Below are 22,159 nucleotides of genomic sequence, written 5' to 3'. Positions count from 1 at the left end.
TAACATGGAAGACAAAAAATTAACTAACGGGAGAGAAACAAGGTTTTTTCTTTTAGCATCCGCCTTAACTGTAATTGCTTTTTCATTTTTTGGGTGGGAGCTTTATAAAGCTTACAGAGATTCTCAGAAAGAAAGTAATATCATTTGGGAGGTATCAAAACTTCAGAAGGATATTATCTTTTGTGATGAAGTATTGACGACATCAACAAAAATTGCAGCCTTAACTGCTGATAAAAAATGGGAGAAGAAATACCGTAAATATGAAGCTATTTTGAATAATGCTTTAGTAAAAGCACTCAGAATGGATAAAAATGGTGAGTTTGAACAACTTCTGAAGCAAACAGAACAAGCTAACCAAAAGCTGATAAATATAGAAGCGAAGGTATTCCAGTTAGTAAATGAAGGAATGAAAGAAGAGGCGATGTCGTTATTGTCTTCCAAAGAGTATTTAGAAAGCAAAGTGGTATACGCCGATGCAATGGAGGACTTCTCCATTAAATTAGGTGATAGAATTAATGACATCTTTGATAAGAAAGCAAGACGTATTTATATCGACTTAGCAGGTGTTGCTATATCCATTATTGCCGCATTAATAGGTTGGTATTTGGTCTTTATTAATAACAGACGATTACACAAAAGACTTTCAGCTAAGAATATTACACTCAATGAGAAACTCAATGAAGTTGAAGAACTCAATGCGAACTTAGATAAGAAAGTAGAAGATAGAACAAGAGAACTTGGTATTTTTAGACGATTTGCGGATTCCTCATCGAATGGATTAGGAATGGCTGATATGAGAGACCAAAGTATTGTTTATGTCAATGAAGCACTTCAGAAACTATTAGATGAAGATGAATTGGATGCTGTTTACAAGAAAACAGTCCAAGGATATTATACTCCAGAATCACAAAAGAGGCTCGATGAGGAGATGCTTCCATCTGTTTTTGAGACAGGTGCTTGGTCAGGTGAACTAGAAATGTTGACTGCAAAGAATCGTCGCTTATCTACATATGAGAATTATTTCCTTGTAAAGAATGATAAAGGTGATCCTGTATATTTGGCAGATATTATCATTGATATTTCAGAACGAAGAAGAGCAGAAGAACAATTAAGGTCAGCTAAAGAAATTGCAGAAGAAGCGGCATCGGCAAAATCAATGTTCTTAGCTAATATGTCACATGAAATTCGAACACCTATGAATGCCATCATGGGTCTTACGAATTTAGTATTAGATACACAATTAGATGAACGTCAAAAAGGTTTTTTAAAGAAAATTCAATTGTCTTCTCAATCATTATTGGGTATCGTAAACGATGTATTGGACTTCTCAAAAATTGAAGCAGGCAAAGTAGAAATTGAAGATATTTACTTCAATTTAAAGGATGATGTTTTAGAGAATATTTATAATGTGGTCAGCTTTAGAGCCAATGATAAAAACATCACTTTAAAGCTGGATGTTGCCTCAAATATTCCAAAATTATTAAAAGGTGACCCTTTACGTTTAAGTCAGATTATCCTTAATTTGATGAACAATGCTGTGAAATTTACCAATGAAGGAAGTGTAACACTCAAAATTGGTTTAGATGAAACTCAAGGGGATACCAGGTTAATGGTTGAAGTAATTGATACTGGTATTGGACTTTCAGAAGAACAACAAGGAAGGTTATTTAAAGAATTCAACCAAGCTGATGCCTCTACAACTAGAAAATTTGGTGGTACAGGTTTAGGGCTTGCGATCTCAAAGAAACTAACTTCTTTAATGGGTGGTGAAATTGGAGTCAAATCAGAAGTGAATATTGGTTCTACTTTTTGGTTTACAGTAAAAGTAGAGGCGGTAGATGAAAACTCTATAGCCGGAAAACAACCTTATAAAGTAAGAAGTTTAATTGGATCTACCGTACTCGTTGTAGATGACAATGATGAGTCTTGTTTAATTCTCAATAAGTACCTACTCAACTTTGGTTGTAAGGTAAATATAGTTAAGAGTGGAGAAGAGGCTTTGGAACTTATTCAAAACTCTGAAACTACTTTTGATTTCATTCTTATGGACTGGAAAATGCCTGGAATGGATGGAATTGAGACGACGAGAAGAATTCGTGAATTGTCAAAAATTCATGCTACTACTGATATTTTAATGGTGACAGCACATGATAAGCAAGAGTTGATTGATCAAATCGATGAAGAAAGTATATCAGGTATTGTAGTTAAACCTATCGCTGAGCAAGAGCTGCTAGATACCTTATTATCTAGATTTGGCTTTGCGGCTAATTCAGAATATAATAAGTCTCAGGTATTTCCAGATCATGTGAAAGGAGCAAAAATTTTATTGGTAGAAGACAATGAAATTAACCAACTCATCGCAGCCGAAACTTTAGCAAAGCATGACGTATTTATTGATATAGTAAACAACGGACAAGAAGGTATTGATAAATTAACGGAAGCCTTTAATGAGGGGCACCCTTATGAAGGTGTGCTTATGGATATACAAATGCCTGTGATGGATGGCTATACTGCTACAGAAAAGCTGAGAGAAATCGAACATTTCAAAAACTTGCCAATTATTGCTATGACAGCAAATGCAATGTCGCAAGATAAAGATAGAGCAAGGGAAGCAGGAATGTCTGACCACATCTCAAAACCAATAGATAATAGACAATTGTATTCTACACTAGGGAAATGGATTACAGCAGAAGGTAACTATGCCCCTGAACAAAATGTATTTGTTAAACGACTTAAAGGTGTTGAGGAGCCTGAAAATGAAACATCAGGAATTAAAATTGAAGGTATAGATACTGAAATGGCGATAAAACGATGTGGAGGAAACGAATCATTATTTTTAGAAGTCCTTCATAAGTTCTATGTCAAACAGTCCGATTCTATTGTACACTTGATGGAACTTTCCGCAGATAAGAACTTAGCTGAACTCCAAAAAGAAGCACATACGATTAAAGGTGTTGCTGCTAATTTAGGAATCGTCGAACTTGCTAAGGCTGCAGAAATATTAGAAAGTAGTCTCAAATACTATAATAATTTAGATGAAGAGGGGCTGAATACTGTATTAATTGAACTATCGAAAATATTAGAAACTATTCGAAATTTTGAGTTAGGAAGAAATCAAAAGTCAGAACCATCAGTAAAAGATGTAGTATCTGCAGAGGATGTTTCTTTAGAAAATCATTTAGATAAGGTAGAAAATTTAAAGCAGCTTTTGATCGAAGGAGATCCCGATGCAAGTGAAGTAATTAATGGATTATTAGAAATCATTAATGATACAACAGACAAAGAGAAGTTGACCAAAGCGAGGGAAAGCGTTATGGAATATGATTTTGAAACTGCATTATCCTACATCAACGAATAGTCAAGAATTAATATAATTAAGAGAGCCAAGAAGTTTAAATCTTGGCTCTTTTTGTTTTTTATTTTCTATAGTAGTTGAATATAAAACTATATTTATAACATCTTTTATATAATGAAATTATTTATTCTTTTATAATAGTTAATGCAACGATGTGACTATATTTTAACTACGTTTAAATAGTAGGATTTTAATAACTATATATTCTACTAGATGAAAAAACTACTAACATTTTTAGTATTCCTTGCAATACTTTCAGGTTGTGCGACCAACCAACAAGAATCAGAAGTATCAAATTTTAGAGCTAAAGTTCAAGACGATTTTTCTATAGTTGTAGACAAGGATACTACCATTACAGGTTCTATGACTAGTGAAAGAATTTTGGTCACTAATAATAGTGTCTTAAATATTGCAGGGATTACTATGCAATGGTGTTATATCGAAATACATGCAGGCAGTAGTATTTCGTTTTCAGGTACCTCCAATTTACATGATGTAGAAATTATAACACATGGAGATGATGCACTTTGTATAGCATCTGATGGCCTAAACATTATTATCAATGGTAAAAGTTATATGAGCCCTCCAGTAGGTTGTTATTCTGATGATGACCTTCCTGTTGAACTAATTTCTTTTACTGGAACAAAACAAGGTAAAAATGTTGTCTTGGAGTGGGCAACGGCATCAGAACAGAACTCAAGTCACTTTGATATTCAACGCTCTACTGATAATAGAAATTGGGATATGATAGGTAGTGTAGAAGCAGCTGGAAATTCTAATACTACATTAAAGTATTCATTCTTAGATGAAAATGTCCCATCTGTTCAAGGTGTAGTATATTATAGATTAAATCAGATAGACCTTGATCAACAGTCTGAAATATTTGGCCCTGTAGGTATTAAAATGAGTGAAGCCACTTCTGAAGTAACTGTTTATCCAAATCCAGTTGCTTATCAAGAAGATCTAAATATTGTGACTAATTATGATGAATTTGAGGTTAGTATTTATGATGCTGTTGGTAAAACTTATTTCCATAAATTTATCTCTTCCAATTTTACAAGTATACCCATGAATTATGGTACAGGGATGTTAATTGTAGAAGTTAAAGGAGGAAGAGAAACAACCACTGAGAAAATAATTGTAGAATAATAAAAAGGCCTGTTCAAAAAAAGAACAGGCCAAACGGGTAAAGTTTGTATCAAAAATATCAAACTTCTATGTATGATCTTTATTAGTTGTTCTTTCTGCTTTAAGTATGCATATATGTAACAGTCCTTGATTGAAAATAATTCTTCAATTAAAGGTTGTAATAAATTATAAAAAGGTAGATAGGATTGTATAGAAGTAGACGTATAGTAGAAACTTGGCAGTTTCTTTCTTTGTAGTATTCGATTACAAATAAAATCTTAAATAAAATAGTATTATACTAATAGACTCTAACTGATGTTAATGAATCATTATCTAACATCAGTTTTATAGTTTTTACATATTTGGTTATCATAGGTTTATATGTTTGATGATAAACAATAATATGTTTCATGGTTTGTTACTTGTTTAATATAGAACTAATATTGACTTACTATTAGTTTATTATTATCAACATTCCTGATGAAATACCTTTTATCGTCTTTTATTTTACTATTTTTTCTCAATACTACATTAGCACAAGAAATTACTGAAACAGAAAATGAGAAGAAAAAATACCCGTATATATTCCCAATTTTTGGACAACAGGTCCAGGATATGGGAATAGATTTCCCTTATTCTGCAGGGGTAAATGTATCTTATGTATATAACGAAATATACCTCGGAATTTCAGAATTCGGAATGGGTATTAATGGAACAGATCTATCAAAATACCTAAATGAAAAGACTTTAGGTTTTGATAAAGTAAAAGCCACATCTAACTCATTAAACTTACGAGCAGACTTATTTGCATTACCTTTTTTGAATGTCTATGGAATGTTTTCCCAAGTAAAAGGGAGTACTGAAGTAGGTTTACAACCTGATTTTGGTGATGGTAAATTCCCTTATTTCGGATCAACTGTAGTTTTTGATGCAATTGCTTATGGGGCAGGGGCAACCTTTAATTATGGATATAAAGACTACTTTATTTCTATTGATGGTAATTACAATGCTACACGGACAGATTTATTAAAAGAAGATATTGGTATATATGTTACCTCTTTCCGCTTTGGTAAAAAGTTTAACCTTAAGAAAGATCGTTTTGTAACTTTTTACGCTGGGATCATGGGACGAAATTTTACAAATCACAATGGTAATGCAGGTAGTATAACAATAAATGATGCTTTACCGGGAGTTGATCAGCAACTAAAAGATTGGTACGATGGATTAAGTTCTGGTCAGCAATTAGTAGTTCAAGGAATTGCTAAGGTGATTAATGATGAGTTAGGGACTGAAGTAGGTAGTGGATCTGTATTAAATAGTACAGTAGATTATCATATTAAAAAAGACCTATTAAAGAAATGGACTTTTCAATTTGGAGGGCAGTTTCAGTTAAATAAAAGAATTTGGATTCGTGGAGAATACGGTGTCTCAGATTATAGCAAATTTCTAATGACCGGAGTTGTTTATCGCTTTGTTGTATAAAAAATGAAAACAAGAAGCCTAGAATATTTTCCTAGGCTTCTTGTTTTCATTTTAGATTGAGATTTAATTATTTATTCTGTAAAACCTCAACTGCTTTTCTTAATTGCTGATCAACACCTTCAACAACTATATCTTTATCTTGTTGTACCTTAAAATCAGGCTCTATTTGTTGATTCTCAAGATACTTTCCATTCATATCTTGAACACCAACTTGTGGAATACCAAAAACTAAAGAAGGATCTTGTAAGCGTTCCCACCAAACTGCAGTCATAGTACCCGGAACAGGCATACCAATCAACTTACCTATTTTCAATGTCTTGTAGGCATAAGGGAAGGCATGAGCATCAGAGTAATTTCCTTCAGAACATAATACTGCTGATGGTTTCGACCATTTATTCATTGGTTCTGTACCAAACTTCTGACCTCTTGGAGCGAAAGTACAATACACATTTCCACTTAAGAAAGTAGCCAAATCATCATGTAACCAACCTCCACCGTTGAATCTTGTATCAACAATTAGAGATTCTTTAGTGTAATTCTTTCCTAAAGCTTCAGAGTAAACTGTTCTAAAACTATGACTGTCCATTCCTCTCACATGAACATAGCCAATCTTACCATTAGATGATTCAGAAGTTTCTTTTTCTCTAGCTTTTACCCATCGTTTGTATAACAAATCATTTTCCGCCCATTTTGAAATTGGTTTCACTACAACCGTTTTGCTTTTACTTTCTGACGGGTCATAGATTTCCAATTTAGTATTTTTTCCTGCTTTATGATTTAATAGACTATAGTAGTCGTTTCCTGCAACTATTTTTTGACCATCAATGGATTGTATGATCATGCCTTCTCGTATCTCATCTTCAATAAGAGTTAGAGGAGATTGTTCAATAATTTCTGTGATTTTTAAACCATCTTCTGAGTATTCAGGATCATAGAAAACACCTAGCGTAGCTGTATGATCTGCATTTTTAGAACTCGAATAATATCTACAACCTGTATGTGATGCATTTAATTCACCAAGCATCTCACTTAACATTTCTGAAAAAGCATAATTATTTGTGATATAAGGTAAAAACTTCGAGTATTCAGCCTTGTAGAATTCCCAATCTACACCATGTAATTCAGGGTCATAAAATTTCTTTTCTACTTGTCTCCATACATGTTCAAAAAGATATTCTCTCTCTGCAGCTTTATCTAAATAATATTCAGCCTTATATGATATATTTTTCTTTGTGTCAGAGGCGATATCCATTTTTGCAAACTGACCGCCTGTTTCAAAGAAGATGTTTTTTTGTTCTTCATCAAACTGAAGGTTTCCACCTCCACCATTAAGCTTAAGTATTAATTTTGTTTCCTGCTTTCGGATATCTTTCATCCAAAGATCAAACCCACCTTCAAAACGACTCATATAGTATAGTTTACCTCCATCTTTGGTAATCAAATAGTCAGATAGGAAAGAGGAGTTTATAGTTAAACGTTGAATACGATCGTTTAGATTTTCAAAATCAATTGAAAGGGTTTCTTCTTTTTCTGTATCTGAGTCTTTGTTCTTTTTCTTTGATTTTTTATCCTCTTTTTCTTCTTGCTCTTTCTTTTCTTTTTCTTCCTTAGCCTCCGTCATCAAAGTATATTCTTCTTCTGAAAGTTGAAACTCATCATAAGCATCTTTAGTTAAGAAAAGAGCATATACATCATCTTCAGACCCCCAGCTACCATGTGATCTAAAACCATATTTATCATTTGCAAAAAGAATAACTTTACCTTCCATTGCAAACCTTGGGTTTGCAGAATTGTACCCACTTTGTGTTAAGTTGATGACCTCTTTTTCTCCTGAAGCATCTACTAATCCAATATCTGTAGATGTCCAAACATTAGGAGAGTATTGGACGGCAATCCATTTTCCATCAGGTGACCAGTCAAAAGATTGATCGCCATCAGAATAAGAGTAATTGAATTTTCCATCTAGAACTGTTCTACTAGCTTTCGATTCAATATTAATTACTTTCACCGTTGTTCGTTCCTCTAAGTATGCTACTTCATCACCCTTTGGAGACCATTTGGGTTGAAATTCTTCTTGAGGTTGATTGGTTAATACTTCTTCCTTGATAGCAGTGGCATTGATAAAGTAATTTTCTTCTTCGTTCGAAAGTTTTGCAGTGTATAAGTTCCAACTTCCGTCTCTCTCACCTGCATAAACTAAAGATCTTCCATCAGGAGAGAAGCTCACACTCCTTTCTTGTTCCGGAGTATTAGTAATTTGAACTGTGGTAGAATAATCTGTGGAAGTAACAAAAACATCTCCTCTTAAGATAAATGCGATTTCTTTTCCATTAGGAGAGACTGAAATACCATGTCCACCACTAGATTTCTGTTCAAACGTAACATTGTTCTGTCTTTGGTCATTTATAATAGAGATGTCAACTTTTCTTGGTGAGCTATCTTTAGTCATTGAATAAATTTCGCCATCCCAACCAAAACAGAATGTATCATTATTTGAAGCGGTCAAGAACCGTACAGGGTGTTTTTCAAAGGTAGTAAGTTGTTTTTTCTCAGTACCATCGACACTCATAGACCAAACATTGAGTGTGCCTGTTTCTTCACTGACATAAGCGATACTTTTATCTTGATTATAGAAGACAGGATATTGATCTTCTCCTTTAAAAGATGATACTTGCTTATGCTTTTTTGAGGTGGTATCATAAATCCAAATATCTCTTGTTACAGCACTAGTATGATGTTTTCTCCAATTATCCTCATACCCTTTGATATCTTGATATAAAAGTATAGACTGTTCTTGGTTGTATGCAGCGTGAACAGCAGAAACAGTCAGTACTTGTTTTGGTCTACCTCCATTAATACTAACACTATATAATTCAGGAAGTCGAGCATAGGGGAACTGTGCACTTTCCTTTGTATCAAGAATTTGGGCAGAAAAGAGAATATTTTTCCCATCAGGAGTAAAAGAGGAAGGTATTTCTTTTTCCGAGTTATACGTTAACCTTTTAGCTGGCCCGCCTTGTGCACTGGTGATAAATAAATCAAAATTACCATGTCTGTCAGAAGCAAAGGCAATTTGTTTACTATCAGGACTCCAACTTGGTGAAGTTTCTTGAGCAACATGAGAGGTAATGGGTTGGGCTGTTCCTCCATCGGTTGGTACTACATAGATATCACCTTGGTATTGAAAGGCGATCTTTGTTCCATCAGGAGAGATGGAAGGGTAGCGTAACCATAATGGGTTTTGAGAAAAAGCCGTCAATGTAATAAAGAATACATTGATGGCTAATACTAATTTCTTCATGGTAATAGTGTATGTGTTTATTTAATTTATAGTTTGATTTATCAATCATAAAACTATACTTAATTCACGAAAAACACTATTATTTATTGTGTGGAAAGAAGAAGCTTTATCGATTAATTTTTGTCGAAGTCTAGAAAATCGATGACTTGTTGTAATACAGTTTCTGTCCTTAGAATTCTAAAGTGGCCAGTTCCTTCAATCTTAATTAATTGGCAGTTTTTACCCCATGCTTTTGCCACTGATTCCGATTGACTTAAACGTACAATTTTATCATTTATATCCTGGAAGATCATCCCTTCTTTAATATTCGTTTTCTGAATAAAATCAGATACATTTTGTTCATTGGCAGCAACATTAAATTCAGTTTCAAGACGATTTAAAAGTCTATGTTTTACCTTATTTGTCATGCCTACCATTTCTGCAACATCATCAATTCTTTCCATAAATCGATCAGGTGTGGTCATCATCACATATTTATCCATTATAAAAGGATAATTCGCAAGACAATGAGTAGTACCAACACTACCAAAAGAGTGGCTAATAACTTTCTTGATGTCGTATGTTTCTAACATATATTTCACAAGGTCACTAAACTCAAACATGGTTGTTGGACCTTGAGAACTGTAGCCGTGAGATGGAGCATCAAAAGAATAAATGGTGACATCATAGTCTTTTAGCATCTGAATTAAATCAGAGAAATTACCAGCTTGACCTTCCCAGCCATGCACCATTAGTAATTTATCTTTTCCAGAACCCCATTTATAAGTTTTTACTTCAAAGCCTTTATAAGTGATACTTTTTTCTTCTGCTTGTTGAATAATTTCTACCTCATGTGGCCTAAGTTTGAAAACTTGAGGTTTTAATATTTTCTTATACGCAATATTCACAACAACATTAGGTGCTGCAGCTGAAAGTAATTTGATGAGTGGTTTCATAATTATGGCATAAATTGAACACAAATTTACAAATAAATTATTATTGTAGAAATATTCATTCACTTATTGAAAATACAAAAGGCCATTCCAATTTGGAATGACCTTACTATACCTTATACTATCATAAGATGTTAATTGAGCTAGTAATTTAAACCGTAATAAGTAAATATTGTGTGGGTTATCTGATCTAGGGTTAATAAAAATTTGTCTGTTAATGATAATATGTCGCGTTAAATAAATTGTATAAGTAGAATTAAAATATCTTGTTTGCTTTGTTACATTTATTATACAAACGTATTTAACATTACCCTACCTGTTGATTAAAAAAAATAAAAAAAAAGAACCCATCAGTTGAAGGGTTCTTTTTAGTTAGTAAATCGGGATCGATTTTGTATTAAAAGTTTGCTATTAAGTATTAGTTAAAATTTTAGTTAACAATTAATTCGGGGTAATGAATAGAATCAGTCATAAAGTTGGCAGTCCAAAAGCACCTAATATTTTGAGATTTCTTTTTATACGAGCGTAGGTGGAACCACAATTGAGAGAGGGGTAAATCTTTATATACTCCCTCAATATGTGCACAACCTACCTGGTTTATAATTCCCTTGGGAAATGCTTTAAGTACGAGGTCAGGGATAGTTTCTCCTGATTGATAAATTATTGGCAAATACGGGTAAAAGTGATCGTCTCTTTTATAACCCAAGTGCTTTATATCTTCTTGTTTTTTTAATTTGTCAATTAAAGCATCTGTAACACTCATATTAGTATTGGATAATAACCAAATTTCTAATCCTTGAGGAACAGTTGTGTATTTGAACTCACTTTCTATACAATTACCACTAATAATAACATCACCTGCATTAGAAGTAATAGGTTGGTCTAGATTTGGAAGAGAGTCATTAAAGAAAGCGTTGATATTTATTCTATTACACATTGCTTTGCGTTTTGTTGCGAAGGCAAGTAAGTAACAAATTTCTTACACCGAAATCCGAATTGAGTGAATGGTATTATTTTTTTAGTAAATGGATAAAAGATTGTTTTTCAGCTAAAAAATGGACAGATTTAACTCTAAATTTTTTTAAAACCTTTAAAAACTGACATCTAATTCCTATGTCTGAAAAAACTAGTTTAGAAAATGGATCTCTAGTAGCTAAAGAGATCAAATTGTCGTTACATGTTAAGAATATCAATGAGTATTTGACAGACATGTATAAGCAGCCAGGAACTCCTGTTGAACCTATTGTAATTGATCAGTTTGTAAAAACAGATCTATCTGGAATCTTCGAGATCCAATCGGGTGAAACTTTTACCGTAGAATTTGACAAAAAAGCAAAAACGAAACTAAAAGCGGAGTTATTGTTTTTACAAATTCAAAACATGACTAAAAGAAAAGCAGACATCTTTGACGAAATCGCTTGGGCAAAGTATTTCAACAAAGCTAATGATCATGTTGTAGCACCAAATGGATGTTATTATGTGAAATCGGACAATGATGGTAAAGTAACTGCATCAACAATGAAGCTTGCATCTACTGATAAGCCTTTATTATTCTCTTATTATGCGGTCTTTTCTATCAAAGTGGATAACAAAAAGTATTACTGTATCATTGATCCATTTGGAAAAATCACATCAGGAACTAGTTAGTAGAATATGACAAAACATTTATTACTATGTTTCTTACTATCATTCGTATTTATTGGTCCCTTATATTCTTTAAGTACGAATGATAGTTTAGAGTATAGCAAGATTCAAAAAAGAGCAGTTGAACTGAACAATAGAAAGGGGATTCAACTTTTGGATTCATTGATTGAAAATATTGATGATATCAATTGGAAACTGTCTTTACTACAGGAAAAAGCAAGTATTTTAAGGGTTTTAGGAGAGTTTGATGAAGCAATTCAACAAAACTTTGAGATTCTTTCAATTGCTAATCAACAGAAAAACGAATCATTGATAAATATGATTTATGGTGAATTGGGAACGAGTTATGCCATTAATCAAGAATACGATGAGTCGATTAAATATATAAAAAAAACGAAGCCATATTTTTTGAAAGAAGAAGAATGGCTTTTACTTATTAAGACGGATTTAAATTTAGGGGAGGTTTATCGATTAAATAATCAGTTAGATAGTGCTCAAAAGTATTTTCAATTGGCAAAAGACGAACATAAAAAATACAAAAACGAAATAACTAACAAAACAGAATACGATTTAATAGAAGGTTATATTATTGGTAACCTGGGTATGGTTCAGAAATCACAATTTCAATATAAAGAAGCGAAGGTGAACCTTACTAAAGCTATAGATCTACTGACACCTTTTAATGATGCGTATTCCATTTGCTTTTACCTTACCGACCTTGCTGTAATTGAAGCAAAATCAGGTAAAAAAGAGTATGCAGAGAAACTTTTAAAAAGTGCTTATAAATCTGCGACGGAACAACAATTAAAGGAACAAATTAGAGATATAACAGAAGCTCTTTCCATATTTTATGAGGAGGAGGGTGACTACAAAAAAGCATTACTTTATGAGAAGGAGTTTGTCACATACAAAGACAGCTTATTAAACAAGGAATCAATACAGAAAATAGAACGAGCGAAGCATAATTATGAAATGGATAAAGTAGCTCTTGAGATGGAGCTATTAGATCAAAAAGCAACTTTTAGAACTTATTTTTCCATTTTTTCTTTTAGTCTTGCGCTTCTATTTTTCATTCTAGTGATTATCATCTACATCACAGCACAGAAAAGAAAGAAAACAAACGTTCTACTACTACATCAAAAAGAACAGATTGCTCTAAGAGAAGAAGAGAAGGCACTTTTACTTAAAGAATTAAATCATAGAGTAAAAAATAACCTTCAGATGATCTCCAGCCTTCTTAACCTTCAGAGTAGTCAGTTAGGTGATCACCCAGCAGTTAAGGCTATTGATTCAGGAAGATTTAGGGTAGAGGCAATGTCTCTTATTCATCAAAAACTATATCAAAAAGATGTTCATACTGAGATCGAAATTGATTCTTACATTAAAGAATTAGTCTTGAATTTGATGTATAGCTTTAATAATGAGGTAGAGACAAAATTTGAAATAGGTAGAATCGCAATTCATATTGATAGAGCAATTCCACTTGGGTTGGTGATCAATGAATTAGTAACAAATGCAATGAAGTACGCATTTGATGGGATAGAAAATCCAAGACTTTTGATTTCTCTTCAAGAGGAGGAAGATCAACTAGTCTTAAAAGTTATAGATAATGGTGTAGGGATGGAAAACACTACATCAACAAGTACATCTTTTGGGTTAAACTTAGTCAACTCTTTAGTAAAACAACTAGATGGTACATTAACATATCAAACAGATAACGGGACAACATGTATTTTGTTAGTTCCTCTTACTTAATAACATGCATCAGATAAATATTTTAATTGTAGAAGATGAGATTTTACTAGCTCAAGACCTACAAATTAGACTACAGAAATCAGGGAAATACAAAACCCACACTGCTGATAGTTTCGATGAAGCTATCAAGGTTCTACTTACTACTAAAATCGACTTTTTAATTATTGACATTACCTTAAAAGGAGATAAATCTGGAATAGATTTAGCCAAAAAGGTCAATGAAAAATTAAAGTTGCCTTTCTTGTTCTTAACCTCACATGCCGATCAAGTGACTTTTGAACAAGCCAAAGTTGTGTGTCCTAGTGCGTATCTATTAAAACCATTCAATGATAGAGAAATTAGCATGTCGATTGATCTTGCACTATCAAATTTTAATCAACAGACTTTAGAGGAAGATAGTGAGCCGAATGAAGAGGCTGTTCAGGAATACTTATTTCTGAAAAAAGACAATGCGTTTCAAAAGGTTATGGTGGAAGATATTATTTATCTAGAAGCACAGAGTAACTATACTTATTTTCATACAAAAACGGAGAAGTTTATGTATGCAATTGTATTGAAAAAGATAATAGAAAAGTTGCCACAAGATCAATTTATAAGGGTTCACAGAAGTTTTGTAGTGAACAAAAAATGTATCACAGGTTTTTCAAATAATGCTGTGACATTGGATGAGCATTATGAAGTACCGGTTAGTAAGCAAAACAAAGAAATGGTATTTAAACTTTTCAATACTGTTTAGTATCCAATATTAAAATGATTACAAAAAAGCCTAGGAGGAGTAACCTAGGCTTTTTTGATGCAAAAACTTTACTTACTATCTCTTTTAAAAAGATCTCTTAAAATATCTATAGCTAAGATAAGACCTAAGCCACCAGCCAAGAGATATCCAAACAAGGCAAACTTCTGAATCAATGAGTTTCCATCTCCTGAGGCGATCGTAGAGGATGCAATCAGTATACAACCGATGATAATACCGATAGTCAATTTGTTTATTCCATTTCTGATAGTATTGAGAAGTGGAACAGCATCATCTAAACTGATATTGATATCTATTTTCCCCTTTTTGGCCATCTTGAGTAAATCCTTAATATCTTTAGGAATCGTTTTGATGTCTCTCAACCAAAAGAAAAAATCCATTAATAGCTTTTTCTGATTTTCTAAAGAGAAGAAATTGAGTTGATATTTGATGATGTAAGGTTTGATTTCATCAAGGAGATTCATTTTAGGGTTAATTTCCAAAGCAGTACCTAATGTCAAAGCCAAAGACTTACCTAGAGTGACAAAATAATTGGGTAATGTGATCTTATAAGTAAACAGTAACTTCGTTAACTTATCGACAACTTCTATCCAAGGAATATCATCAACACCTTGATCCATGTAGGTAAAGATCTCGTTGATTTGATACTCTAAATTTTTTCTATTTTCCCTTGTTATCTCGTTGGATATAGAAATTCTCTGAATAGCATTGATAACTCTTTCTGTTTCCTGTGCGAGGAAGGCCTCAAGGAAATCTCCTATTAAAACAGTATCCTTTTTTAATAGTCTTCCTACAGCACCAAAGTCTATAAATGAAAGTTTGAGGTCATCTGTAACAAATAGATTTCCGGCATGAGCATCTGCATGAAAGAAACCAAACTCAATGATTTGTTGAAAGTAAGATGAAACAAGATTTTTACTTACTTTAATCCTATCCTTTTCGGTAGCATTTTTGAGAAAATCATTGAATTTAACTCCCTCAGAAAATTCCATACAGAGGATTTTAGAAGTAGAATACTCCTCAAGAATTCTAGGAGCAGTAGTGGTATCAGATTTTTTGAAATATTTCAGAAATAAAAGTTGATTACGCTTTTCAATGGAATAGTTCAACTCATTTTTCAAAGATAGTTCAAACTCATCGAATAAGCGGACAGGTTCAAATTGTGCCACCTGTTTAATGGACCTACTAAGAATTTGAATCAGGTTTCGAATGATTTTGAGGTCTTCATTAACCGTTCTATCAGCAGAAGGTTTTCGTACTTTAATAACATAGTATTTCTCGCCTTTTTTTACTCTATATGTTTGTGCAATTGATGCGATTCCAAGAGGTTTCTCATCGATTTCATCAAAGATTTCGTTTGCTGGTTGGTGGAATTCGTCTTCAAGAAGTTGATGTACATCTAACTGTTCCTCCTCATGTACTTCATCTTGAAGTTTTTTTAATTCAGTAATGTATTGTGTGGGGAGTAAGTCTGCTCTGCTGCTTAACATCTGCCCTAATTTGATAAATGTAGGACCAAGTTCTTCCAACGCCATTCTAAGTCGAACCTCAGGTGGAGAAGTATTGATTTCTGAATTTTTATCTATGATTTTATTTGATACTAAATAACTTAAGTGAGAGTTAGTGAACCAAGCTTGGAAACCATACTTTATAAACACTTGAGCTATCTCAATATATCTATTGGATTGAGTCTTCTTATTTTTCATGAAGGGGTTATACCGTCTGTAATACACAAAAAGCATGTATGGTATGTATACATGCTTTTTATAAATTACTAAAAGTAATACCGTTCACCAACCTTTTAGCTAGTGTTGTTAATTATCAAACCAGTTTTTAAAATCTTTAACCTTTTCCCTACCTACAATGACTTCTTTAGGAAGTTCAAGGACTAAATGAAGCAATAAGCGACTATTTGTATATTTTTCAACTGTTTTGATGTGTGCTTTTTGAACAATAAAACTTCTATTGGTTCGGAAAAATTTTTCTGGATCTAAGATATCTGTCAATTCTTCCATTTTAAAGTCGACAACATACCTTCTGTTATCTTGAGTATAAATAAATGTATGTCTTCCGTCTGCTACAAAAGCGATGATTTGGTCAACTGTTATACTTTTTATGGCATCACCTACACGAACCATAAAGCGTTCTTTATATTTCTGATTATAACTTTCTAATAAATTATCCAATTGAGATTTAGTCTCAGAAATATTTTGCATTTGAAGCACCTCAAGTTTTTGAATCGCTTTAGTCAATGCTTCAAAATCTACGGGCTTTAGTAAATAGTCGATACTATTGGCCTTGAACGCATCTAATGCATACTCATCATAGGCTGTAGTAAAAATGATGGGTTTCACCACTTGTACTTCCTTAAGAATGTCAAATGCAATACCATCAGTCAGGTGGATATCCATAAAAATTAAATCAATATCGCTTTGATGTTGAGATAGCCATTTTACAGAAGAACTTACATTATCAATATATTTTACTACTTCGATATCATAAGGAGTTTTGTTGAGTTGCCTTAGTAGTTTTCCTTGTGCAGGTTTTTCGTCTTCAATAATTAATGCTTTCATAGATTAGATGGATTTAAAAAGGGATTGGTCACCAGGTTGAACACTTGCATTGGGGTCACTTTTCCAGCTTTCATGATCCGCTTCAAATGCAGGAAGTTTAATTAAATATTGGTTACCCTTTTTTATTCTTTGAATTGGAGTTTTAGTATAAATTCTTAGTGTTTCTTCTAACGATTTAATGACTTCAGTTAAACTATCAGGATTTTCAATCTTTTCATTACAACTATGTGCAACCACTACGAGAGCATCATTTTCAACATAGAAATTTAATTCTAACGGTTGGATGGGAGTGGCGATATAATCTGTTGCGATACTCACAAGTAATCGAGGAAGAATAATAGGAGGGAAAAGAAGTTCTGCTTCTTTATCGTTTAAAGAAAAAGATGTCTTCATACCACCTGACCTTGATTGCTGTAATAATTTGCCAACTTCTTCTGTAATGGAAAAGGCTTCTTTTAGAGAGATAAATTCCTCTTTTCTACTTTGTATCGTATTACGATAAACTTTTGCAAGTCTTTCAGCATAAAGTTCTGCCTCATCTGGATCCTTATAGGCTAATCCAATAATTGTTTCTAAGGTTTCATAGAGCAAGGGAAGATTAGCATCTTCTGCAAATAGGCGCATCTCCTTAGAGATAAATTCAGTACGTTGAATCTCTTGTTTGCTAAATTCCTCGTTTCTTAACTCTATTAATCGGTTTCCCCACCAAGTACATTCATACAATATAGTTTGGAAAAGAAATAACCCTTGAAAGACATACATTTCAGTACTAAAACTACTAAAGTTTGAATAATCAATCAGATAGTAAAAATAGGCTGAAATAATAATGGCTAATACTAAACTACTACCTAAGATTACACCTAGAACGTGGTAAAATATCTGCTCAGATATATTTGATAGTATCTTGATTTCTTTACCGATATATTTAGATAAAAGAACCACAGATGTATTCCACAAATAGGCAAAAAAGATACAGATAATCCATTCAGCTTTAAAGATACTTTCAGAAAGCTCATTGACTCTATTAAATGCCATAAGCAATAATAGATAAGTAATACTTCCTCCAATAATTGGATAAAAGATACTGTAAACAGTAGATTTATTTTTCCATAGATAGTTCATATTCTAGGCAGTTAATAGAGGAAGTCGAACATTAAAATAATCAGCTGTTTTCTTAATTTCAATTTTCTTGTTACTCATCAGAGCGTATCTCTCATGGATATTTTCAATACCCACCTTTGTGGAGGCTCCTCTTTTATTCGGAGATCTTGTTATATTATTTTGAATAATCAATGAGTCATCCTTTTTGTCTAATGTGATACTAATTTCTACTGGATGATCATCAGAAAGAACATTATGTTTTACCGCATTTTCAACCAGCATTTGAATAGACAAAGGAGGAACAAAACCTTTATGATTCATCAGTTGTGGATCAATGTTAATCTTAATTCCTTGACCATGTCGAGTATGTAATTGGAAAGCGAAGGCATGAACTACCTCAAGTTCATCGTGAAGTGAAATAAGTTGTTCATGAGCATAGCGCATTACATATTGATACGTTTGGGCAATACTACGAATATATTTGTCCGCTTGTGCTGCATTATCAATAACTAAATAAGCGACTGTATTAAGACTATTGAATAGGTAATGAGGGCTCAACTGATTTTTCAATGCCTCTAACCTTAATTCTGCAGCTTTCCTTTTCCCTTTAATCACTTTAACTTTCTGTTCTGAAAAGTCTTGGTAAGCCAGGGTGACATATTCCATGATTAATATTGCCACAGAATAGGTAGTCAATAAGATACCTGTTTTGATGGTAAGGTCAAATACAAATTCACTTTCTAATTCTGACTTTAACAGATAATTCCAAAAGAGAGTATATGGGATAGCCACAATAAATAACCCTATCCCTCTAAAGGCTGTTTGCCTAGAGATACTTTTCTTCTTCATCCAAAATTCAAAACTCCAACTATTAAGTACCATTGCTAAAATGCAAGTGATAAATAATATGATATTCCTAGGAGCATATACAAATTCAGTAACTTCAGGAAGAGGTGCATAAAAGAAGTAAAGGTAAAGACTGCTTCCGAGTAATAGATAGATTAGTTCTTTAAGGTAATTCATTATTCAAAAAGTGCCCCCAACACTGCATTACGTTCAGAGGTGCTAGATATTTTCTTAGCTACTTCAATGTATTTATTTTTATAATCTTCATTTTTTGAAGCAACCACTAATGGAGCAGCTTCTTCTAAAGTTGATGATAAATCATATGAGGATGTAATCTTTTTTGCTGCTTCTAAAAAGAAAGGAAGTTGATCATAGCTGAAACGATCTTGTGAAATTGCTTCTTCAAGAACAGACCTTAAATCATAACTACTGCTTATCTTTTGAGCGGTTTCATAATACAGTTGAGCATCAGTGATACTAACATATTGGGCTGCTTCTTCCAAAACACTTCTTAAATCATAAGAAGAGGAAATATGTTGAGAAGCCAATAGTAAAGGAGATATATGATCTGTAATAAAGCCATCACTATCCAAAGAAACCGTTAATGTAGATCTTAGATCATAACTACTAGAAATCTTTGTTGCACATAAATAAAACGCTTTAATTACTTCATCATCTCTAAGTGCAGCTTCATCAATTGTAGCTTCCAATACCTTTCTTAAATCGTAACTTGAACTAACTGTGGCAGCCGACTTAAAAAATGAAAGTTTATTTTCTCTAGATAAATCATTCCAATAGTCCACAATATCCAATAAAGTTCCAGATTTGTCGCTACTACTGCTCATATATCTTACCTCAGAGATAATAGCATCTCTTTGAGCATCCGTTAGCCTATGATTTAGAGATTCAAATGCAGCCTGAATCGTCTGTCTTTTATCGTAACTACTGCTAATGCTATGTAATAATGAAGTATATCTGTCTGCTGATATTTCAGACTCTGAATTCTCAAACATATAAATAATCGTCTTACTCTTATCGTAACCACTTGATATGTCTTTTACAACATCACAAAATAAGTCCCACTCTTTATTTGAAAATTGTTTTGATACTTCTTTCTGATCAATAATATCTTTTAAACACTTGCTCTTATCGTAAGAAGACGAAATACTTTTTATCCCATCAAAGTAATAATCCAGTCCTTTTTTATTGTAATATGTGATGAGAGATGAAGAATAATAATCTGCAAGATTATAACTACTGCTTACATTTTTTGAAAGATGTGTTGTAATCTCATCCAATTTTGCTTGGTTGACTTTTTTATTATTTACAAGAAGCTTGTAAAATACAACTTTTGTATGATCACTTGATAAGTCACCAATATATTTTAAAGCTTGTGATATACCTCCTTCTTTAAGTTGTCTATTCAGACGATCTTCTGCTGCAATACTGCTACTGTTAATGACCTCAGGTAGAATATCTTTTAGCCAATTTTTACCGTCAGGATCAAAAGGAATTAATTGATTCCCTTCATAATACTTATAAGATAAAGAACCGTCTTGGTTAGGAATAATTACTAATTTTCGAGTGTTTCCAAACGTTCTCTTTTTTACAACAAACTTACCGCCTTCAGAAATAGAAATGATATTGTCTTCTTCTTCATTAAGTTTGATCTCACCTTCATGTGAGACAGAGAAATTGGTAATAATAGTAGACTCTTGGTATTTTCTTTCTTTATGAACTTCACTGAGTGCTCTTCGTATTTCTGCTTCTTGCATTCTTACTTGTGCTTCGGCTTCTCTTATAGAACGTTCAATTTCTTCTTGATCAATTTCAATATTTAAATCTTCTAAAGACTCAAAGTCAAAATCTCCAGAGAAATTCTTGAAGATCAATTCCATTTCTTCTTTTTGTTGCTCAGCAGCAATTCTTGCCGCCTTTTCAGCAACTCTTCTCGCTTCCTCTTGAATTTCAGTGATATTAATAACAATTACAGAATCCGAATTGGGAACCTTAATCTGTTTCACTTGAGCAAAAGAAAAAGTAGATAATAATAATAATGATATTTGAAGTATAGATTTCATAAAAAATTAATTTGACACTAGCTCTTTGTTATTTTGATATTACAATGCTACAGTGAAAAATCTTGTATATAAAATGGAATGTAGTGAAATGTAGATTTGATGTAGTGAAATGTAATTTCAACATAATTAGTGTATAAATAGTATCAAATAATACCTTCAAAGAAGCTTTTGCTGAAAGTTAAAAGAATAACAGTTATATTAAGAAATATAAAAACCCTTGATTAAATGTTTGATATTAAACTTATGTTTAATTGATTTGCATAATTCTTTTTACCAAAAACTAATTTATTAAATACTACAACTATGCAAAATAAATTAATTGCTGAATTTATTGGCACTTCTTGGCTTGTTATTGGAGGATGTGGTGCAGCCATATTTGCTGCAGGTATTCCCAATGTTGGCATTGGCTTTTTAGGTGTTGCACTTGCTTTCGGATTAACGGTTCTGACGATGGCCTATGCTATTGGTCATATTTCAGGTTGTCATTTAAACCCTGCGGTAACTCTTGGTTTGTGGGCAGGGGGACGTTTTTCTGCCAAAGAGATTCTTCCTTATATAGTAGCTCAATGCTTGGGAGCAATATTTGGAGCAGCAGTCCTGTATTTTATTTATACAGGAAATAATTCTGACATAGGAGGTTTCGCAGCAAATGGATATGGTGCTCATTCTCCCGAAGGTTATAGTATGATTTCAGCATTTATCACAGAGTTTGTGATGACATTTATGTTCTTGATCATAATCATGGGAGCGACACACTCAAAAGCTCCAAAATATCTTGGAGGTCTTGCTATTGGATTGGGCTTAACACTTATCCATCTTATAAGTATCCCTATAACTAATACATCTGTAAACCCTGCAAGAAGTTTATCACAAGCTGTATTTGTTGGTGATTGGGCTATTGCTCAACTATGGCTGTTTTGGGTAGCACCAATTTTAGGAGCAATCGTAGCAGGATTTGTATATAAAATGTTATCTCCTGAGGACGAATAGAAATTCGATTTATTCTCGGGACTATATTTCCAGTATTAACCCCAATAATTGATTTTAAAAGATCAGTTCTTGGGGTTTTATTGTATTACATTGTGTCAAGAGGATCCTGTTTTTATCCAATTTTTGATAAAGTGATTTTAGTGCGTCTCTATTGTTTTATTCAAATTTTATTTCAAAGTGGAATCATTTTTGTTTTTTCTAAAGAAAGTACTGCACT

General features: G+C 32.8%; 15 protein-coding genes. 7 read left to right on the top strand and 8 right to left on the bottom strand.

Features of this window, described 5'->3' with window-relative positions; genetic code table 11:
* Positions 1–4: 4 nt before the first annotated feature.
* The 3 genes from HGP29_RS12830 (at position 5) to HGP29_RS12820 (ending at position 5,965) form a co-directional block, all read left to right on the top strand.
* Positions 5–3,358: a hybrid sensor histidine kinase/response regulator gene (locus HGP29_RS12830; RefSeq protein WP_168882809.1), complete on the top strand. Its 3,354-nt coding sequence runs from the start codon at positions 5–7 to the stop codon at positions 3,356–3,358.
* Positions 3,359–3,568: 210 nt separating this feature from the next.
* Positions 3,569–4,504: a T9SS type A sorting domain-containing protein gene (locus HGP29_RS12825; RefSeq protein WP_168882808.1), complete on the top strand. Its 936-nt coding sequence runs from the start codon at positions 3,569–3,571 to the stop codon at positions 4,502–4,504.
* Between the two features lie 459 nt (positions 4,505–4,963).
* Entirely contained in the window at positions 4,964–5,965 is a 1,002-nt protein-coding gene (locus tag HGP29_RS12820) for a hypothetical protein (RefSeq protein WP_168882807.1), read from the top strand.
* Between the two features lie 67 nt (positions 5,966–6,032).
* On the opposite strand, the gene HGP29_RS12815 is transcribed toward HGP29_RS12820, so the two are convergent.
* The 3 genes from HGP29_RS12815 to HGP29_RS12805 all read right to left on the bottom strand — a co-directional run bounded on the left by HGP29_RS12815 (position 6,033) and on the right by HGP29_RS12805 (position 11,135).
* Entirely contained in the window at positions 6,033–9,266 is a 3,234-nt protein-coding gene (locus tag HGP29_RS12815; RefSeq protein ID WP_168882806.1) for a S41 family peptidase, read from the bottom strand.
* Between the two features lie 113 nt (positions 9,267–9,379).
* Positions 9,380–10,201, bottom strand: coding sequence for an alpha/beta fold hydrolase (locus HGP29_RS12810; protein ID WP_168882805.1), 822 nt, complete (start codon positions 10,199–10,201; stop codon positions 9,380–9,382).
* A gap of 427 nt (positions 10,202–10,628) precedes the next feature.
* Complete coding sequence (locus HGP29_RS12805) at positions 10,629–11,135, bottom strand: hypothetical protein (RefSeq protein ID WP_168882804.1); 507 nt, start codon at positions 11,133–11,135, stop codon at positions 10,629–10,631.
* A gap of 176 nt (positions 11,136–11,311) precedes the next feature.
* Between HGP29_RS12805 and HGP29_RS12800 the strand changes: the two genes are divergently transcribed.
* Genes HGP29_RS12800 through HGP29_RS12790 form a run of 3 tightly spaced genes read left to right on the top strand, consistent with a single transcriptional unit; the run spans position 11,312 to position 14,333 of the window.
* Entirely contained in the window at positions 11,312–11,845 is a 534-nt protein-coding gene (locus tag HGP29_RS12800; RefSeq protein WP_168882803.1) for a hypothetical protein, read from the top strand.
* Between the two features lie 6 nt (positions 11,846–11,851).
* A complete protein-coding gene (locus tag HGP29_RS12795) occupies positions 11,852–13,597 on the top strand; it encodes a tetratricopeptide repeat-containing sensor histidine kinase (protein WP_168882802.1) in 1,746 nt (581 codons plus the stop codon).
* 4 nt (positions 13,598–13,601) lie between these two features.
* Positions 13,602–14,333, top strand: coding sequence for a LytR/AlgR family response regulator transcription factor (locus HGP29_RS12790; RefSeq protein WP_168882801.1), 732 nt, complete (start codon positions 13,602–13,604; stop codon positions 14,331–14,333).
* 68 nt (positions 14,334–14,401) lie between these two features.
* Here the strand turns inward: HGP29_RS12790 and HGP29_RS12785 are convergent, their stop codons facing one another.
* The 5 genes from HGP29_RS12785 to HGP29_RS12765 all read right to left on the bottom strand — a co-directional run bounded on the left by HGP29_RS12785 (position 14,402) and on the right by HGP29_RS12765 (position 20,952).
* Positions 14,402–16,057 (bottom strand): ABC1 kinase family protein, encoded by a 1,656-nt coding sequence (locus HGP29_RS12785; protein WP_168882800.1) that lies wholly within the window; start codon positions 16,055–16,057, stop codon positions 14,402–14,404.
* Between the two features lie 108 nt (positions 16,058–16,165).
* Entirely contained in the window at positions 16,166–16,924 is a 759-nt protein-coding gene (locus HGP29_RS12780) for a LytR/AlgR family response regulator transcription factor (protein ID WP_168882799.1), read from the bottom strand.
* 3 nt (positions 16,925–16,927) lie between these two features.
* Positions 16,928–18,046 carry a histidine kinase gene (locus HGP29_RS12775; protein WP_168882798.1) on the bottom strand — a complete coding sequence of 373 codons (1,119 nt, stop codon included), beginning with the start codon at positions 18,044–18,046 and terminating at the stop codon, positions 16,928–16,930.
* Positions 18,047–18,049: 3 nt separating this feature from the next.
* A complete protein-coding gene (locus tag HGP29_RS12770) occupies positions 18,050–19,048 on the bottom strand; it encodes a sensor histidine kinase (RefSeq protein WP_168882797.1) in 999 nt (332 codons plus the stop codon).
* Positions 19,048–20,952: a hypothetical protein gene (locus HGP29_RS12765; protein ID WP_168882796.1), complete on the bottom strand. Its 1,905-nt coding sequence runs from the start codon at positions 20,950–20,952 to the stop codon at positions 19,048–19,050. Before HGP29_RS12765 ends, HGP29_RS12770 begins: the two co-directional genes overlap by 1 nt.
* Before the next feature lie 303 nt (positions 20,953–21,255).
* Here HGP29_RS12765 and aqpZ point away from each other — a divergent pair, with 303 nt between their 5' ends.
* Positions 21,256–21,942, top strand: a complete 687-nt coding sequence (gene aqpZ, locus HGP29_RS12760) for an aquaporin Z (protein ID WP_168882795.1) — start codon at positions 21,256–21,258, stop codon at positions 21,940–21,942.
* Positions 21,943–22,159: the final 217 nt, after the last annotated feature.

It is taken from the genome of Flammeovirga agarivorans (assembly GCF_012641475.1).
In the GTDB taxonomy this organism is placed as follows: Bacteria; Bacteroidota; Bacteroidia; order Cytophagales; family Flammeovirgaceae; genus Flammeovirga; species Flammeovirga agarivorans.
Note: the sequence above shows the minus strand (reverse complement) of the source record. Positions and strands in the feature narration are given on the sequence as shown.

Bases quoted from the DNA above. Each gene is read 5' to 3' on its own strand.
- HGP29_RS12830 (WP_168882809.1), top strand. From the start codon at position 5: ATGGAAGACAAAAAATTAACTAACGGGAGAGAAACAAGGTTTTTTCTT.
- HGP29_RS12825 (WP_168882808.1), top strand. From the start codon at position 3,569: ATGAAAAAACTACTAACATTTTTAGTATTCCTTGCAATACTTTCAGGT.
- HGP29_RS12820 (WP_168882807.1), top strand. From the start codon at position 4,964: ATGAAATACCTTTTATCGTCTTTTATTTTACTATTTTTTCTCAATACT.
- HGP29_RS12815 (WP_168882806.1), bottom strand. From the start codon at position 9,266: ATGAAGAAATTAGTATTAGCCATCAATGTATTCTTTATTACATTGACG.
- HGP29_RS12810 (WP_168882805.1), bottom strand. From the start codon at position 10,201: ATGAAACCACTCATCAAATTACTTTCAGCTGCAGCACCTAATGTTGTT.
- HGP29_RS12805 (WP_168882804.1), bottom strand. From the start codon at position 11,135: ATGTGTAATAGAATAAATATCAACGCTTTCTTTAATGACTCTCTTCCA.
- HGP29_RS12800 (WP_168882803.1), top strand. From the start codon at position 11,312: ATGTCTGAAAAAACTAGTTTAGAAAATGGATCTCTAGTAGCTAAAGAG.
- HGP29_RS12795 (WP_168882802.1), top strand. From the start codon at position 11,852: ATGACAAAACATTTATTACTATGTTTCTTACTATCATTCGTATTTATT.
- HGP29_RS12790 (WP_168882801.1), top strand. From the start codon at position 13,602: ATGCATCAGATAAATATTTTAATTGTAGAAGATGAGATTTTACTAGCT.
- HGP29_RS12785 (WP_168882800.1), bottom strand. From the start codon at position 16,057: ATGAAAAATAAGAAGACTCAATCCAATAGATATATTGAGATAGCTCAA.
- HGP29_RS12780 (WP_168882799.1), bottom strand. From the start codon at position 16,924: ATGAAAGCATTAATTATTGAAGACGAAAAACCTGCACAAGGAAAACTA.
- HGP29_RS12775 (WP_168882798.1), bottom strand. From the start codon at position 18,046: ATGAACTATCTATGGAAAAATAAATCTACTGTTTACAGTATCTTTTAT.
- HGP29_RS12770 (WP_168882797.1), bottom strand. From the start codon at position 19,048: ATGAATTACCTTAAAGAACTAATCTATCTATTACTCGGAAGCAGTCTT.
- HGP29_RS12765 (WP_168882796.1), bottom strand. From the start codon at position 20,952: ATGAAATCTATACTTCAAATATCATTATTATTATTATCTACTTTTTCT.
- aqpZ (WP_168882795.1), top strand. From the start codon at position 21,256: ATGCAAAATAAATTAATTGCTGAATTTATTGGCACTTCTTGGCTTGTT.